General features: G+C 43.4%; 20 protein-coding genes. 7 read left to right on the top strand and 13 right to left on the bottom strand.

The features are described 5' to 3' along the window. Nucleotides 1–222: 222 nt before the first annotated feature. The 3 genes from HF312_10445 to HF312_10435 are packed head-to-tail and all read right to left on the bottom strand — an operon-like array spanning nt 223 to nt 2,523. Entirely contained in the window at nt 223–1,002 is a 780-nt protein-coding gene (locus tag HF312_10445) for a TIGR02757 family protein (GenBank protein MCU7520623.1), read from the bottom strand. Next, nucleotides 1,003–1,719, bottom strand: coding sequence for a pyridoxine 5'-phosphate synthase (locus tag HF312_10440; protein ID MCU7520622.1), 717 nt, complete (start codon nt 1,717–1,719; stop codon nt 1,003–1,005). Nucleotides 1,720–1,728: 9 nt separating this feature from the next. Next, nucleotides 1,729–2,523 carry a CPBP family intramembrane metalloprotease gene (locus HF312_10435; protein MCU7520621.1) on the bottom strand — a complete coding sequence of 265 codons (795 nt, stop codon included), beginning with the start codon at nt 2,521–2,523 and terminating at the stop codon, nt 1,729–1,731. 226 nt (nt 2,524–2,749) lie between these two features. Here HF312_10435 and HF312_10430 point away from each other — a divergent pair, with 226 nt between their 5' ends. Both HF312_10430 and groL read left to right on the top strand, forming a co-directional pair. Beyond that, nucleotides 2,750–3,049, top strand: coding sequence for a co-chaperone GroES (locus HF312_10430; GenBank protein MCU7520620.1), 300 nt, complete (start codon nt 2,750–2,752; stop codon nt 3,047–3,049). A 17-nt stretch (nt 3,050–3,066) separates the two neighbouring features. Beyond that, nucleotides 3,067–4,704 carry a chaperonin GroEL gene (gene groL, locus HF312_10425; protein ID MCU7520619.1) on the top strand — a complete coding sequence of 546 codons (1,638 nt, stop codon included), beginning with the start codon at nt 3,067–3,069 and terminating at the stop codon, nt 4,702–4,704. Between the two features lie 70 nt (nt 4,705–4,774). Here the strand turns inward: groL and HF312_10420 are convergent, their stop codons facing one another. The 10 genes from HF312_10420 to HF312_10375 all read right to left on the bottom strand — a co-directional run bounded on the left by HF312_10420 (nt 4,775) and on the right by HF312_10375 (nt 12,975). Beyond that, the gene (locus HF312_10420) at nt 4,775–5,728 is read right to left on the bottom strand and encodes an SDR family oxidoreductase (GenBank protein ID MCU7520618.1); all 954 of its coding nucleotides are present in this window, start codon (nt 5,726–5,728) and stop codon (nt 4,775–4,777) included. A gap of 135 nt (nt 5,729–5,863) precedes the next feature. After that, nucleotides 5,864–8,128 (bottom strand): polysaccharide biosynthesis tyrosine autokinase, encoded by a 2,265-nt coding sequence (locus HF312_10415; protein ID MCU7520617.1) that lies wholly within the window; start codon nt 8,126–8,128, stop codon nt 5,864–5,866. Between the two features lie 15 nt (nt 8,129–8,143). Continuing rightward, complete coding sequence (locus HF312_10410) at nt 8,144–8,665, bottom strand: hypothetical protein (protein MCU7520616.1); 522 nt, start codon at nt 8,663–8,665, stop codon at nt 8,144–8,146. A gap of 71 nt (nt 8,666–8,736) precedes the next feature. Next, entirely contained in the window at nt 8,737–9,564 is an 828-nt protein-coding gene (locus HF312_10405) for a hypothetical protein (GenBank protein MCU7520615.1), read from the bottom strand. Between the two features lie 128 nt (nt 9,565–9,692). Further along, on the bottom strand, nt 9,693–10,154 hold the full coding sequence (locus tag HF312_10400) for a hypothetical protein (GenBank protein MCU7520614.1): 462 nt from the start codon (nt 10,152–10,154) through the stop codon (nt 9,693–9,695). A gap of 34 nt (nt 10,155–10,188) precedes the next feature. Next, nucleotides 10,189–10,746: a hypothetical protein gene (locus HF312_10395; protein MCU7520613.1), complete on the bottom strand. Its 558-nt coding sequence runs from the start codon at nt 10,744–10,746 to the stop codon at nt 10,189–10,191. Nucleotides 10,747–10,777: 31 nt separating this feature from the next. Beyond that, entirely contained in the window at nt 10,778–11,512 is a 735-nt protein-coding gene (locus HF312_10390) for a class I SAM-dependent methyltransferase (protein MCU7520612.1), read from the bottom strand. 1 nt (nt 11,513) lies between these two features. Then, complete coding sequence (gene recR, locus HF312_10385; GenBank protein ID MCU7520611.1) at nt 11,514–12,110, bottom strand: recombination protein RecR; 597 nt, start codon at nt 12,108–12,110, stop codon at nt 11,514–11,516. 2 nt (nt 12,111–12,112) lie between these two features. Beyond that, on the bottom strand, nt 12,113–12,439 hold the full coding sequence (locus tag HF312_10380; GenBank protein ID MCU7520610.1) for a YbaB/EbfC family nucleoid-associated protein: 327 nt from the start codon (nt 12,437–12,439) through the stop codon (nt 12,113–12,115). 269 nt (nt 12,440–12,708) lie between these two features. Further along, a complete protein-coding gene (locus HF312_10375) occupies nt 12,709–12,975 on the bottom strand; it encodes a type II toxin-antitoxin system RelB/DinJ family antitoxin (protein ID MCU7520609.1) in 267 nt (88 codons plus the stop codon). A 186-nt stretch (nt 12,976–13,161) separates the two neighbouring features. Between HF312_10375 and HF312_10370 the strand changes: the two genes are divergently transcribed. The 5 genes from HF312_10370 (at nt 13,162) to purQ (ending at nt 16,289) form a co-directional block, all read left to right on the top strand. Continuing rightward, the gene (locus HF312_10370) at nt 13,162–13,857 is read left to right on the top strand and encodes a hypothetical protein (GenBank protein ID MCU7520608.1); all 696 of its coding nucleotides are present in this window, start codon (nt 13,162–13,164) and stop codon (nt 13,855–13,857) included. Between the two features lies 1 nt (nt 13,858). Beyond that, entirely contained in the window at nt 13,859–14,509 is a 651-nt protein-coding gene (locus tag HF312_10365) for a phosphatidylserine decarboxylase family protein (protein ID MCU7520607.1), read from the top strand. Next, nucleotides 14,509–15,267, top strand: a complete 759-nt coding sequence (gene pssA / locus HF312_10360; protein MCU7520606.1) for a CDP-diacylglycerol--serine O-phosphatidyltransferase — start codon at nt 14,509–14,511, stop codon at nt 15,265–15,267. The genes HF312_10365 and pssA overlap by 1 nt, the downstream gene beginning before the upstream one ends. A 72-nt stretch (nt 15,268–15,339) precedes the next feature. Beyond that, a complete protein-coding gene (gene purS, locus HF312_10355; GenBank protein ID MCU7520605.1) occupies nt 15,340–15,591 on the top strand; it encodes a phosphoribosylformylglycinamidine synthase subunit PurS in 252 nt (83 codons plus the stop codon). Further along, the gene (gene purQ, locus HF312_10350; protein ID MCU7520604.1) at nt 15,588–16,289 is read left to right on the top strand and encodes a phosphoribosylformylglycinamidine synthase subunit PurQ; all 702 of its coding nucleotides are present in this window, start codon (nt 15,588–15,590) and stop codon (nt 16,287–16,289) included. Before purS ends, purQ begins: the two co-directional genes overlap by 4 nt. The last annotated feature ends 90 nt before the right edge of the window (nt 16,290–16,379 follow it).

The raw sequence follows: 16,379 nt of genomic DNA, 5'->3' as shown, positions 1-16,379 counted from the left end.
TATAAAATCTGATATAAAAAACTGTTGTAGAACTTAAAAAATGCCCTTCAATATAACTATGTTTTATAATGGGGTCAACAAGGAATTGAATTAAAAATCAGAAAGAAAACCGATTTTTGGGGTTTTTATGCATATTAAGGAATATGCATTCAGAGGGAATTGCGATACGTCTGAGGCCAAATATTTGGACTAAAGACACATTAGAACACAAGGGGGAAGCTTTCAGAACTCCATTTTCCGCATTCCGATGTGGCATATGGCAAAGTCGTACTTTACGGGATCCACGCTGTCAAACTTTTTAAGGTTTTCAGTTATCTCTTCAGCCATGAGCCAGGAGACGTTCTTCCTTTTTGTAAGGCCCAGATCCCGGCATATTCTGGCTACATGCGTATCTACAGGAATTACAAGCCTGCTTTTTGGAATTTCGGGCCAGAGGCCGAAGTCTAGTTCATCATGCCTTACCATCCATCTTAAGAAAAGGTTCATTCTCTTGCAGGCGCTGCCTGTCATGGGGTCCGGGAACATAAAATTAAGTCCCGGAGAAATCTCTTTTTCCTTTAAGCCCGACAAGGACAGGAGGTTACGCGAAAAAAATGAGAGGGATTCCTTAATGTTCTTATCCATTTCAAAATAGTAAAGGAGGAAGAGTTCCTTTAGGGAAGCGTATCCCGTATAGACGCGGTGCAGAATGAAGAATAAAAGTGCAATGTCCTCTGAGGTATAGAACCTGTGTTTTATGCCGCTGAACAAAGAGGCGTCTTCATCATAATTATAGTTCACGATAAAGTCATAGGGGCTTTTGTTCATAACTTCAGAAAGCCGGTTCAGAGTAGAAATAATCTGCTCTACCCTGCCATAGGCAAAAACCGAAGAGATTATGCCTATGGCTTCTATATCCCTGGGGTTAGAATACAAGTGCAGAAACTCCAAGGGGTCAGGTGAAATCTGACGCTTGTCAAAGAATCTGTAATGATAGTCGAGCTTTTTCTTAAGGGGGTTCATTCAGAGCGTTCTAAGGATTCTTTTCATTTCTTCTACAGCATCCTTTATACCGACGACTACGGCCCGGGCAATAACGGCGTGGCCAATTGAGACCTCGTCAATATCCGTAACCTCAATAAACTGCTTTATGTTCTGGTAGTCGAGGCCGTGGCCTGCATTTACGCCGAGGCCCAGCTTTTTGGCCTGTTTAGCTGCAATTCTCACCCTTTCAAGTTCATCGAGCTGTTCGTCCTCAGTAGCAGCATTGGCGTAGTGGCCCGTATGGATTTCAATTATATCGGCTCCGATCTCGGCCGCGGCATTTATCTGATTGATATCGGGTTCAATAAAAAGTGAAACCGCTATTCCCGCCTCATGAAGCTGTTTAATTGCTCCGGAGACCTTTTCTATGTTATCAATGACGTTCAGGCCCCCTTCAGTTGTAAGCTCAAGCCTTTTTTCCGGAACGAGCGTTGCAAGTTCAGGCTGGACGTCGCAGGCAATGTTAATGATCTCCGGCACTGCAGCCATTTCAAGGTCAAGCTTTGTGGTTACAAGCTCACGCAACAGCCTCAGGTCGCGCTCGTTGATGTGGCGGCGGTCCTCCCTTAAGTGTACAACAATACCGTCGACGCCCACCTGTTCTGCAATCAGGGCCACGGTGACAGGATCGGGCTGATTTTCCCCCCTGGCATTCCTCAGAGTTGCTATGTGGTCAACATTAAGGCAAAATCTCATTTTATTCTCCTATAAATTTCTAATAATATTCAATATAGAGTTTAGTCCTGTACCGTACTCCCCCGTTCTGTATCTAAGAATAGAAATAACATCTATGGAAAAAAGCGTGCTGAAGTGTATAATAATTCCATAATATAGTGACCGCGTTCTCAAGGCCAGAACGCCAAGCATAAGGGCGCCAAGTATTGCACCGAACGTTTCAAGCACAGGCTTTCCATTATGTAAAATAACAAATGGGAGCATTTGAACAAGTACAGTATAGTAATTAAATTTTTCCTCGAGTCCGAAGAGCATAAATCCCCGCCATATGAACTCCCAGGCGAGCATATATAAAAGCAGTGCGGCCTCGAAGAGAAAGAACATATTCCAGTCATCCCTGGCTGAAGAAAGCGTGGGATAGCTCTCCGAAAAGGAAGACAAGGCTGAAATAAACCAGACAATAACCAGCATTAAGACCAGAGCAAAGCCTGAGGCCTTAAGCCCGAAGGTGTAATCCCCTTTTCTTAGGCCATATTGTGAAAGCTTCTCCTTAAAGAAGAACTTTATTATAAAAGCCGGGATCAGGAATAAGAGCCCAAAATCGCCCAGGAACCAGTAAATAAACCGGCTTAATTCCGCCTCAGGGGAGGCTGTCTCAGGGGAAACCAGGGGGCTTTCACTAATAGCCGTCTGGTAAAAGCGCCCGGAGGTATAATACCAGGAAATTGTCTGCAGAACTGCCACCGAGATGAACACGATTACTACTTTTTTATCCAGGCCTTTTATTATGACGAGGAGATTTTTAAGCTCAGTTCTAAAGTTCATCCGGCACCAGTTCTCAAGTAAGTTATTTCTGAATACCTAAAAATGTAATTTTTTTGCTTTTTTCCCAAATTATTAGAGCATTTCCGGGCAAAATTCATGGCAAACACGCTGCTTTTGTATAATTTCGTGCATGAAATCTTGACAGATACTTCAAACTTTATTAAATTAGCACTTAGCTATAGAGAGTGCTAATTACATATTTTGTTAAATTTAAGGAGGATTAAAAATGGCAAATTTCAAAATTCAACCCTTAGCTGACAGAGTTGTCGTAAAACCGATGGCGGCAGAAGAAAAGACCAAAGGCGGAATCATATTACCTGATACTGCAAAAGAAAAACCTATTGAAGGAACAGTTGTTGCAGTCGGTCAGGGTAAAGTCTCTGAAGATGGCAAAGTAACCGCGCTGACAGTAAAGGTTGGAGATACAGTTTTATACGGTAAATATTCAGGAACTGAAGTTTCAATTGACGGCGAAGAATATTTAATTATGCGCGAGAGCGATATTTTTGGAATTATAAAAAAATAATTTAAGGAGGAAAGAAAATGGCTTCTAAATTAATCGTGTTCGACAGTGAAGCAAGAAGCGGCCTGAAAAAAGGCGTTGATAAACTGGCTAATGCAGTAAAAGCTACACTCGGCCCCAAGGGCAGAAATGTAATTTTAGATAAAAAGTTCGGTGCTCCAACAGTAACAAAAGACGGCGTAAGCGTTGCCAAAGAAATTGAACTGGAAGACCCTATTGAAAACATGGGTGCACAGATGGTTCGCGAAGTAGCCTCCAAGACCAGCGACGTTGCCGGCGACGGTACAACAACAGCTACAGTTCTTGCACAGGCAATCTACCGCGAAGGCCTCAAAAACGTTACAGCCGGCGCTAACCCGATGGACCTTAAGAGGGGAATTGACCTGGCAGTTGAAAAAGTTATCGATGTCCTGAAGACTATGAGCAAGGATGTTGAAAGCCGCAATGAAATAGCACAGGTTGGCTCAATTTCTGCAAACAACGACAAGACAATCGGCGACCTGATTGCAGATGCAATGGAAAAAGTAGGCAAAGACGGCGTTATTACAGTTGAAGAAGCAAAGGGTACAGATACTTCACTGGAAGTTGTTGAAGGTATGCAGTTCGACCGCGGATATCTTTCACCTTACTTTGTAACTGACGCTGAATCGATGGAAGCCGTGCTTGAAGATCCTTATATCTTAATCCACGACAAGAAGATCTCGGCCATGAAGGATCTGCTTCCTGTCTTAGAGAAAGTTGCCCAGCAGGGACGCGCTCTTTTGATCATTGCTGAGGACCTTGAAGGTGAAGCCCTTGCTACACTGGTTGTCAACAAGTTAAGAGGCACTCTTAAGATCGCTGCTGTTAAGGCTCCGGGTTTTGGCGACAGAAGAAAAGCTATGCTTGAAGACATTGCAGTTCTTACTGCAGGTACAGTGATTTCTGAAGAACGCGGATTCAAACTTGAAAACGCTACTGTCTCCTATCTCGGTACAGCAAAGAAAGTTGTTCTGGACAAGGACAACACAACAATCGTTGAAGGTTCAGGTAAAACTGAAGACATCAAGAAGAGAATCAACGAGATCAAGGCTCAGATTGAGAAGACCACAAGCGACTACGATAAGGAAAAATTACAGGAACGCCTTGCTAAACTCTCAGGCGGCGTTGCAGTTCTGAAGATCGGTGCAGCAACCGAGGTTGAAATGAAGGAAAAGAAAGCCCGCGTTGAAGATGCCCTTCATGCTACACGTGCAGCAGTTGAAGAAGGTATAGTACCCGGCGGCGGTGTTGCTTTTGTAAGAGCAATTTCAGCCCTGGATAACCTTGAAGGCCAGAACCTGGATCAGACAACAGGCATCAAGATCATACAGAAAGCTCTCCAGGAGCCGTTAAAGCAGATCGTAACCAATGCAGGCCTTGAAGGCTCAGTCGTCCTCAATAAGGTAATGGAAGGTAAAGACGACTACGGTTTCAACGCTGCAACAGAAACATATGAACACATGCTGAAAGCAGGCGTTATTGATCCAACCAAGGTTTCAAGAACAGCCCTTCAGAATGCAGCTTCAGTTTCCTCTCTGCTCATTACAACAGAAGCTGTTGTTTTTGAGAAGAAAGAAGCTGAAAAAGCTCCTGCAATGCCACCAGCTGGTATGGGCGGCATGGAAGGAATGTATTAATAGATTCATCAAAAAAAAGCGGAGGCACAATGTCTCCGCTTTTTTTTATATCCTTTATTTCCCTTCTTTTTTAACTGCCGTAGCTGACCTTTTTCTTAAAGAAGTCAATTGTAATTTTCAGGCCCTCTTCCCTGTCCACCCTGGGCTCCCAGCCAAGAAGCGTACGGGCTTTTGTAATATCGGGCTGTCTTACACGGGGATCGTCTACAGGAAGCTCCTTATAAACTATTTTACTTTTTTTTGTCCCTGTAAGCTTTATTACCTCTTCGGCAAATTCCTTGATAGTAATTTCCGAGGGGTTGCCGATATTTACGGGTTCTGTAACGTTGGATATGAGGAGGCGGAAGATGCCGTCAACCAGATCGCTTACAAAGCAGAAGCTCCTGGTCTGGCAACCGTCGCCAAAGACTGTCAGGTCCTTGCCTCTTAGTGCCTGGTCTACGAACGCCGGGAGTGCACGCCCGTCATCTAAGCGCATTCTTGGACCGTAGGTATTGAATATTCTAACTATCCTTGTCTGTACGCCGTGAAAGCGGTGATAAGCCATCGTCATGGCCTCAGCAAAGCGCTTGGCCTCATCGTAGACTCCCCTGGGCCCGATTGGGTTTACGTTGCCCCAGTAATCCTCCCTCTGAGGGTGGACGGTCGGGTCGCCATAGACCTCTGAGGTTGAAGCAAGCAGAAATCTCGCTTTCTTCTCTTTTGCCAGCCCCAGAGCCTTATGCGTCCCAAGTGAGCCGACCTTAAGGGTCTGTATGGGAAGTTTCAGGTAGTCAATCGGGCTTGCCGGGGATGCAAAATGGAGGATGTAATCCACATTGCCAGGCACGTGAACGTAGTTTGTGACGTCGTGTTTTATAAAATTAAAGTCTTCATTGCCAAAAAGGTGTTCTATATTTTCAAGGTTGCCGGTAACCAGGTTATCGATACAGTGAACCCTGAATCCCTCCTCCAGGAGGCGGTCGCAAAGGTGGGAGCCAAGAAATCCGGCCCCGCCGGTAACAACAGCAACAGGCTTATACATTCCAATCCTCTATAAATGTTCTTATGCCAAAAATTATTAAGCTTATTGAAGAATAACCGTTTATATAAAAGTAAATAAAAAAACCCGATAATAAAATTTATTACCGGGTTTTTAATATTTATGGGTTACAGTTTATTACTTACCTAGCACCCTGCTTTTTGAGACCCCTTTGAGTCCCTTTTTTCCGTCTGCAGGACGTGAGTAATAGTAGTAATACTTATAATATGATCCGTAGCCTGCCCTGTAGCTGAAGTTATTTAGCAGAACGCCGATAAATGTATTGGCTTCGTGCGTCAGAAGCTCTATAGATTTCGACATCAGGTCTGCTTCAGTTTTCTCAGCCGAGACCACAAGTATTGAGGCATCGACCTTTCTGGACAATATCTCGGAATCTGTAACCGCAATAATTGGCGGTGAATCGACGATGATCATATCAAATTCAGACTTCAGGCGCCTTAGGAAATCATCGAAATGGCTTGATCCCAAAAGTTCTGAAGGGTTCGGCGGAATGGTACCAGCCGTAGCAAAGTAAAGGTTATTGACGTCAGACTTTCTTATGATCTGCTCAAATTCAGCCTCACCAAAGACGTAGTCTGTAAAGCCTGGATATCTTTCAGCCTTAAAGACGTTGTGAAGTCTGGGTTTCCTTAAGTCAGAATCTATAATGATGGTCTTTTTATTTGCCTGTGCAAAGCTTCCGGCAAGGTTAACCGCCGTAGTGGTTTTACCTTCTGAAGGAGCTGAAGAAGTAACAAGAATTGTTTTTATTCCGTCATTCTCAAACTTTGAGAACTGGACTCTTGTTCTTAATGCCCTGTAGGCTTCAGCCGGTATTGAATCCGGTTTACGGGCAACAATAAATTCCAGATCCTTGTTTCCGCCCGGGCCAAGGCCTTCAATTTTCGGAATCCAGGCAAGGACGTTGACGTTTCTGCGTTCGATATCCTCTGGAGTCTTAATAGTATTGTCGAAGTAATTACGTACAAATGCAAAACCGACACCCATACCGACGCCCAGCACCAGTCCTATTAGGACAATGAGCGGCCTGTTCGGCTTGGCAGGTTTTTCAGGAATTCTGCCCGGATCAACGATTAAAACGTTACCAGGCTTGCTCTGTTCGTTGATCATTGATTCCTGGTATTTTTCTTCTACAAGAAGATAAAGCTTTTCAAGAGCTGCTCTTTCGCGTTCGCGCCTTGCGTATTCAATTGTTGCCGAAGGAAGCGAGTTGAATTTCTTCTCGTAGTTGCCAACTATCTTCGAGAGTTCCTGATATGAGCTTTTAGCGGCCTGAGACTTAACTTCTTCCTCAATTACGCTTTTAGTAAGGAGCTTAACCTCCTCAGGACTTGAAGCAAGAATGCCCGCCTTATAAGTGGCCTTTTTCTGCTCAACCTGGCTCTTCAGATATTTTATTTTTGCATCATATTCATTTAAGGTCTTTTTGTCGACCGCACCGGCATCTTTACTTGAAAGCGCAATTGCCTTCTGGATCTCGATTTTTGCAATTTGTTCCTGGAGGGCCTTTACATAAGGTTCCGCTACAAAGCTTTCTACATAGTCAGCAAGGCGCGGATCCTGCTTCTTAAGCTCATCCCTGTACTTGGAAAGATTTTTTTCAGAGACTTTCATGTCGATGTCAGCCGCATTTTTATCAGCGTCAAACTTGCTGAGCTGTTCGATCAGGGCCTTTGCCTGTTCATCGAGTGCAACAATGCCGCCTGCCTGCTGGTACTGGCGAAGGCTCTCTTCGGATTTAAGGAGCTCATCCTGCTTTTCTTTTCTTTGCCCCAGGAGAAACTCTTTTACCTGAGTAAGCTGCATCCTGCTGTTCTGAAGGTTATAATCTTTATAAGCCTTTGCATACTCGTTTGTAATGAGTGAAGCCTCGTAAGGCGATGGGGACTCAACGGAGATCTCAACAATATCAAGCCCTCTTTTCTGGTCTATGGCAGCGGTTTTCTCGAGCATCTCGGCCAGGACCGATACCGATTTAACCGGTGTGGTCTTACCCTTCTGAAGGAGCTTCTTATCCAGAATTATGTTAAAAAAGTCTTTCCTTTTCTCCAGGTTGTAGTCTGCAATAAGTGCCTTTGCAACGTTTTCACGCACTGTATAGCTTTTGAGAATTTCAATTTCATTTGCAATGAAACGGTCGCTTCCGAAGTCCTGGAAGTCAGGCATTAGCGGAGACTCAAGGATACTGCCCTGAGGTTTCGACACTTTAAGCACTGTGGTTGATTTGAAGATATCGGGAGCTTTAATAGCATAAATAATAGCAACCACCAGTCCTGTCAGGCTTATCAGGGTAATCGGAATTATATTATTCCTGATAAGATTTATATAATCTTTAAACGAATTACTTTCGGGTTCCCTGTCACTGAGTTTTAATTTTTCCACCGTGTATATTTCCCTTTATTTTCTTGCAATATTTAAGACTAAAATGCTTAGCGATATCAGCGTCGAGACAACAGACAAAGTCATATTAAAATAATCCCTGAAATACATCCTCGGTTCACCGGGAACTAAGAGCACATCGCCGACAGTAAGGTTAGGAATCTGTTCCTTGTTTTTCGTAAGTTTTTCACCCCACAGAAGGTCATTATAATTAAACTTTATAAGTGACTGTGATGAATCTTGATTAACCCTGAAGAGCCTCAGGTCGTCAAGGTGAGCTTCATCTGTAGGCCCGCCTGCATATGACATGAGGTCGCGGACGTTGACGTAGCTCGGGACGAGGTAGCGGCCCGGGTATCTGACAAAGCCCCAGACAGAGACTTTAATGTTTACGGCTTCGGGATCAGAATAATCGAAAAACCCGCCCTGTGTGTTCCTGAGCTGGTTTAGATCGGCACCAATCTTTATATTGCCTTCCTGAGCGAACATTGTAGTAGTAAGTAAGAGTCCCAGGAAAAGTAGGTAAAGAAATTGTTTCATTAAGATGTTCCTTTGGTTTGAAAAGAGTCCCAAAATTTGGAACCTAAATTTACTTAAATAAGACTAACATATCAAAATAGAATCTTCTGTACTTTCAGGGTAATTTTTTGTACCGCATATACTCCTGCAACTAATCCGATAACAGGGCCGCTAAAGAGAATTGCAGCGTTCAAGAAAATGTCGTCTACAAAGCCGAAATCCGGCAGTCCTGCATATTTAATGAGCCACCAGTTTACTGTTCTGAACAGCCCAAATGAGACACATGAGGCAGCAAGGCCTATTATGACTCCGTTCATGACTATAGGGAGCCTAATGAGCGAGAGCCTGGCTCCAACGAGTTTCATCGTCTCCAGCTGCAGCCTTTTGCCGTTTATTACAAGTCTGTTTGTTGAATAGACTATGTAAAGAGAAATCAAAACGAGCACGATGGCGGCAGAAAAAACGTATTTTTTCAGAGTCTTCAGTGAATTCAAAGCCTGGTACACTGTCCCGCTCTGATAGACAATCTCGTCTACACCGGGAAGCGAGCTCAAGGCCCTGCTCAGTTTCCCCAGAGAATCAGGAGTCACATATTCATCCTTTAGGTTCAGGACAAAACTCTCAGGAAGCGGGTTATATTCAAGTACTTCCTTAAAATCCTCCCCTGTTTCCTTCAGAAAATCTTTTTCTGCAGCCTCCCGTGAAATAAACTTTGAAGACCTCACGCAGTAAAGTCCTTCAAATTTCTCCTTAAGCAGCAATTTGTCTTCCTCGGAGAGTCCATCCTTAAGGAAGACGTTAATGGCCACTTTTTCCTTGATCCTTTTTTCAAGCATACCTGAGAATTTTATGAGTATCAGGGAGCTGAGGACCAGCAAGACTGAAATACACGTCATAAAAAGCGACATTATGAACGACAATTTTGCTCTTCCAAAAGATCTGAAAGATTCTTGTATATATATATATGGTGACGACATCGGTTTTCGGAAAATTTTTTTAAAAATTCTTAACTTTTTTTAATTTTTTTCGGAAAAATACGATTTTTTTTCTAAAAACTCGACTCATCCACCCAGCGCTGGATCTGCCAGAATTTTGTAGATGGGTTTTTCTTCAGCGTGAGGCTGACTTTTCCGTCTGCCGACTGCACATCGGTAGGGCTAAAAGTGATGGTAAGATTGAAGCTCCTAACAATACTAGTCGAATCACCCGAAATGAGGAGTATATTATTCCAGATCAGGTCCAGGCGCTTTGAATTCTGAAACAGTCCGTATGTAGCCCTCATTTCGTCGTCCCTTCCCCAGGTAACATCAAAGCCCTTGTCATAATCCCTGTATGTAAATGTAAAATCGGGACTAAGCAATTGTCCATAGATTGTAGTGTCTCTCATTGTATAGGCATACTGCATATTCTGGAAGACGCCTTCGACCTTAGACTGGTCGGCAACGGGAGAACTTCCGGTATTCAGGTTCTCGTCCAAAGCCGGTGCGAACGGGTTAACGCATCCGGCCAGCCCCAGAAGAACGAGGCAATATGTTAAAATGCGTTTAATTTAGACTTCCTTTTAGTTCGCTCCAGCTGGGATATTGTTCATCCTTAATATCCATCCAGTAGCTTATGACCCACTGGAGTTTGCTGTCCCTGATCATAGTAAAATGCAGGTTGCCCTGATATAATTTAGGCTTCTGTTCATCCAAAAACGGCACAGTAATGGTGTACTTGGCCGAATAGGATGTGCTGTCGCCCTGAGGAATCAGTTCGGTTTTAGAAAAACTTAATGTGATTATCGAATTCTGCGGGACGGAGTTTATGAGGTTGTTAAAAAATTGCCCTTCGTCCTGCCTCGTCCAGTTCTGCAGTATGGAGTACCTGGAGACCGAGCCGGCAGAAGGAGAAAAAGAAAAAATCTTATCCGAAAAGCAGGCCAAGTAGTTATCCATCAGTTTATCCTTGAATGAGTTCTGCAGGTTCTGTAAAAGGATATCTGTGGTAGTGGCAGGCTGAAAGTTCCCCCTTTGCGTAATAGGGGGTTCTGAGCTTCTCGTATGGAAAACGTCACAGGAAGAGAGTGTAAGAAGGAGCAGTATGAAAAAGTATTTTTTCATGAAAATTTAATTTTCATTTGCAATAAGTTTTTTATTTGCGGGCTATGATAATAAGCCTTGGCGAAGATTCATTTGAAAATGCACCCCCTGCATAGTCACCGAACACTTTTGTGACCTTCAGGCCCGCCCTGCCTAAGGCGCCGAATATTTCATTATCGTTGTAAAGGCGCACAGATTCCACGTAGTTTTTTTCTCCCGAAGCGTTAATAAGCTTAATTTCCTTAACTACCCTTTTATCCCTTATAGAGCGCTTCTGTATTACGGTTCTGCCGTTTGCGCTGTCGCTCGTCTCGGGCACGAGGTTATTCTTCAGGAAAGAGATATTAAAATAATCAAAGACAAAGAACCCCTTTTCACAAAGCAGTTCACTGGCGTCGTGGAAAAGTGCAAAATTCTCGCTGTCGGAATCAAAGTAGCCAAAGCTGGTAAAAAGATTAATAATGAGTCCGAACTGTTTTTTTAATGCAGGACGCCTGACGTCCGCATTAAAAAAGTTAATACTAAGCCCCATCTCAAGGCTTTTCTTAAAGGCAGCCTTTAAGAGGTTGCGGCTTAAGTCGAAGCCTGTCACATTATAGCCCGCAGATGCAAAAAGGACCGAGTGCCTTCCGGCGCCGCAGGCTATATCGAGCACATCGCTGCCGGGGGCCAGTGAAACATTGTTAAGAATGAGCTTAAAAAGTCTGCGGGCATCCTCATCGTTGCGGTGTTTATAAACTTCGAGATATTCGCTGGAATCAAACCAGTCCTTAAACCATTCAGCCATATCAGATTGCGTTTCTTGAAATTACGGCCCTTCCTATGGTAGCTTCGTCTGTAAACTCCAGGTCGCCTCCGACAGGAATTCCGCGGGCAATACGGGAGACCTTTATGCCCAAAGGTTTAATGAGTCTGGCAAGGTACAAAGAGGTGGTTTCCCCTTCCGTGTCAGGGTTAAGGGCCAGGATCACCTCTTTAACTTCACTGTTCTCAAGGCGTCTAATGAGCTCTTTAATTTTAAGCGACTCGGCGCTTGTACCGCTAAGAGGTGAAAGCACGCCTCCAAGCACGTGGTAAAGGCCGTTATACTCGTTTGTTTTTTCTATAGCAATAACGTCGCTTGCCTCTTCAACCACACATATAAGGCTGTGATCCCTTTTGGGATTACGGCACACATCACATAGCTCCTCCACCGACAAATTAAAGCAGTTCTTGCAGAAGCGGATCTTGCTCTTCAGGTCGCCCAGAGCGCGCGTAAGATTCTCGACCTCGCTTTTATCACTTTTAAGGAGGTACATAGCAAGTCTCTGTGCCGTTTTTTTCCCTATTGTCGGCAGTTTGCTTAATTCATCAATTGCAATTTGTAAGGGTTCAGCTATCTGCACAATTAAAATCCTGGTATATTCATGCCCGGAGGAAGCATGCCTCTTGTGACTTTGGCCATTTCGTCCTCAGCCATTTTGCCAGCTGACTCCAGAGCTTTGTTTACGGCAGCCACAACAAGATCTTCTAACATCTCCTTATCGCCGCCTGAAATAACTTCACTATCTATGTTGACTGAAATAAGTTCTTTTTTTCCGTTAACCGTAGCTTTTACCATACCGCCGCCCGATTCCTCAGTAACGGTTTTATTGCCCAGTTCGTTTTGAACGCGTTCCATTTCGGCCTGCATCTTCTGTACCTGTTTTAGCATGCCCTGCATTCCGCCTTTCATTTTGCCTCCTGAATCTAAGATAAATTATACTTCCGGCCCTGGCTAAAGGCTCGATTTTTAAGTGTAAAATTTACAAAAAAATAAGAAAAAACACTAAACAGAAATTAGTATCTTTTCATTATTAACCGGTGTAATGATCTGCAGGTTCCCCGTAAAAAATAAGCCGGGAAAAGAAAAAGTTCTATTAAAATAAAATTTACGCCTGAGAATTCAGGCCGGAAGCCAGTGTTTAATTGCCTTTTATTCAGGGCCGGTTTCAGGGCAATAAATTATTTTACTCCGCGTTTCATTTTTCTTTTCTGAGCACCCTGTTGAGAATGCACGCCCTTTGGCTGAGTATGCACTCCTTTAGGCTGAGCTTGAGCAGCCTTGTGGTGCAGTTTCACCTCAAAAGGCAGGCCCTTGTTGAGCTTCACCTGGCTGTAGAGCATACTGATCACCTCAGTAGTTGAAACCCCCAGCTTCTTGAAGATATTTTCCACCTCGGATTTTAATTCCGGTTCAATTCTTGCTCTGATTGTTGCTGTCTTAGCCATATACGTCACCCCAGTTATTAATAAAATGTAGCCCGCTTCAGCGGCAAAGTCAAGGTTAGCAGGAGGATACTGGCTAAAAATGATAAAAATAAGCTGAATTTGGACAATAGAGCAAAAAGTTGGTATTTGACTTTGAACGCCTATTTCTATAATTTCGGGGCGTTAAACAATTTTTGTAATCAGGTCTTGAAATACAGCAAAAATATTGTTCAGGAAAAAAGCGGGAAGGTTGTCTTTCAGGCAAAAGAAGACAGTTCTATACTGATAGAATACAGGGATTCTGTAAGCCTCAGCAGCCGTACCGAAGCAAAGATCAAGGATTTGGGGGAAAAGCATTTAATCATTAATTCTTTTTTTCTGGACTACCTGAATGCCTATAATGTGCCTACGGGCTACAAGAAGGTTGAAGACAACAGCCTTGTGCTGCAAAAACACAGCACTTATCCGTTTTCAATTACAATTTCAAACATTATAGACAAGCGCACAAGTAAAATCTTTGACAAGCCGGATGGCACGTTTCTGGTTCTGCCTGTTTTTGAATACAGGTACGGGAGCTCTAAAGATAATCTTATAACCGAAAGCCATCTGATATCGCTTGATATTCTTCCGATAGAGGAACTGAAAGTAATTAAAAGGATCTGTACAAAAGTCAATGCTGTCCTAAAGTCTTACTTTGAAAGGAGAAACTCATTTTTAGCCGAGGTAAGCTGTTATTTTGGAAAAGATGAGGAGAAGATATTTATTGTGGATGATTTCACACCTGTCAGCCTGAAAGTCCTGCCGCTGGATCCGGGCCTAAAGAATATAAATCCCTACAAGATAAAGACATCAGCTGATTACAAGGATTACGCAGAATTTATTTTAAGCTTAACAAAATACTAGCATTATGACTAAGTACGGTTATTCCACAATTGGTGTTGTGTCCATTATCGTTTTTATACTGGCCGGAGCAGGAATTTTAATAAACAATAACTTCTTTAAGTTTTTTCTTATTGCCCTGGGCGCTCTGCTGCTTATATTTACGTTGTATTTTTTCAGGGATCCGGAAAGGGTCTCCCCAAATAAGGACAATGTTGCGGTTTCGCCTGCCGACGGGACTGTTCTGCTCGTAAAGGAAGTTTTTGACGACAGATACATTAAGGACAAAGCCTGGCAGATCTCGATCTTTATGTCGCCTTTGAACGTGCACGTTAACCGTATTCCGGTCAATGGCAAGGTTGAATACTTAAGGTACATACATGGCGAGTACCTGATTGCAAGCCACGACAAAGCCTCAGAGAAAAACGAGCGGGCCGAGTTCGGCATTAATTCAAAGTTCGGGAAGATATTCTTCACACAGGTTGCCGGATATGTTGCGCGCAGGATTGTCTATGAATTAAAGCCGGGCGACGATGTTAAAATGGGAGAGCGGTTCGGCATGATCCGTTTTGGCAGCCGTGTGGACGTTGTGGTCCCGAAACAATGGCAGGTGAAGGTAAAAAAAGGTGACAAAGTCACTGCCGGTCAAACAATTTTATTTGAGTATCAAAAGTAATGAGAAATATCAGAATAACGCGCTCTGTAATCCCTAACCTGTTTACCTCGCTGAACATGTTCAGCGGTTTTGTGTCAGTAATTTACTCCAGCGAACAGGATTACATAAAGGCGGCAATGTTTATAATTATTGGAGCCGTTTTTGACGCACTTGACGGAATCATGGCGCGTCTGACACATTCAAGCAGTGAGTTTGGAGTTGAGCTTGACTCTCTTTCTGATCTGGTTAGCTTTGGCGTTGCCCCTGCTTTTCTGATCTACCACTCCTATTTAAACCATCTGGGGGCTCTGGGCATCGTAATAAGCTCACTTCTGATGGTTTTCGGCGGGCTCCGCCTAGCACGTTTTAACGTGCAGCTCGTAGGCTTCGACAAATCATATTTTACGGGGCTGCCAATCCCCTCTTCAGCTATTACAATTGCGGCCTACGTTCTGGTATACTTCAACGGAAATTCCTATCAGGAGCCTTTCGATACATATATAATCCCGCTCGTCATATTGCTTTCACTGCTCATGGTAAGTAAGATCAGGTATGAGACTCTTCCGAAATTTTCAGGGAAAGGGATAAAAGAGAGGCCTTATTCTTTTGCATTTGTGGTAATTTCTCTTATAATTATTATTGCCACTGAAGGGAAAGCCCTCTTCTATGTATTTATTTTGATGATTCTTATTGGTATTTTCAGACATGCATTTTCACTGGCTTTCAGGACCGGCAAAGGGCACAAGGTAAGCCCTAAGGAAACAGCCGGCAAGAACTAAGAGATAAGCTGGACTGAAATGCGCCGAAAATACCTATTCCGGACAAAACAGTATAACAAATGAGGAAACAAATTGTATAAAGCGACTGTTATAGTAAAAAGAAGGCCTTCGATTGTTGATCCGCAGGGAAAAGCCGTCGAACAGGGCGCAAAAATGCTTGGATTCAATAACATACAGCAGACACGAATTGGAAAATATATTGAATTTTTTGTTAATGTGGATGACAGACAGACGGCAGAAAAAGAGCTTAATGAATACTCGACGAAGCTGCTTTCAAATCCGATAATGGAAGACTTTGAGTTTACTTTAGAAGAGGTGAAATGAAACCTAAATTTGGTGTAGTGGTGTTTCCGGGTTCTAATTGTGACCATGACGCATATTACGCTTTGAAAAAAAAGCTTGGATACGATGTTACTTTCCTCTGGCATAAAGACAGGGATTTAGAGAACAGCGATGCCATTATTCTGCCGGGAGGCTTTTCCTACGGCGACTATCTGAGGACCGGCGCAATTGCGCGGTTTTCCCCTATTATGGAAAAAGTAATTTCCTTTGCTCAAAACGGCGGCATTGTAATCGGCATATGCAACGGATTCCAGATACTGCTTGAGGCAGGTCTGCTTCCCGGCGTTATGGTAAAGAATAATTCACTGAAATTTGTCTGCAAAGATGTATATCTTAAGGTTGAAAACCCGGATACTATATTTACAAGTTTTCAGGCTGAAAAAAGAGCCTTAAAAATCCCTGTAGCACACGGCGAGGGTAATTATTTTGCCGAGACGGATACACTGAAGGAGCTTGAGGAGAATAATCAGATAGTTTTCAGATACTCTTCAGCCGATGGCCTGGTTTCAGAAGAATTAAATCCCAATGGAAGCCAGCTTAACATAGCCGGAATCATAAACAAGCGCGGCAACGTGCTGGGCATGATGCCTCATCCTGAAAGGGCCTGCGATCCCCTGCTCGGGAAGACTGACGGAACTTTTATATTTCAATCAGTAGCTGAACACATGGTGAACGTTTAGCAAAAATCAACCGAGGGCTGCAGTAATGCGCTGATTCAAGGAACAAAAACCGGAACTGCCGCCATATAAAAATAACTTACAAGTTAAGGA

The organism is Ignavibacteria bacterium, from assembly GCA_025612375.1.
GTDB lineage: Bacteria > Bacteroidota > Ignavibacteria > Ignavibacteriales > SURF-24 > JAAXKN01.
This window is presented reverse-complemented; position numbering and strand designations above follow the sequence as displayed.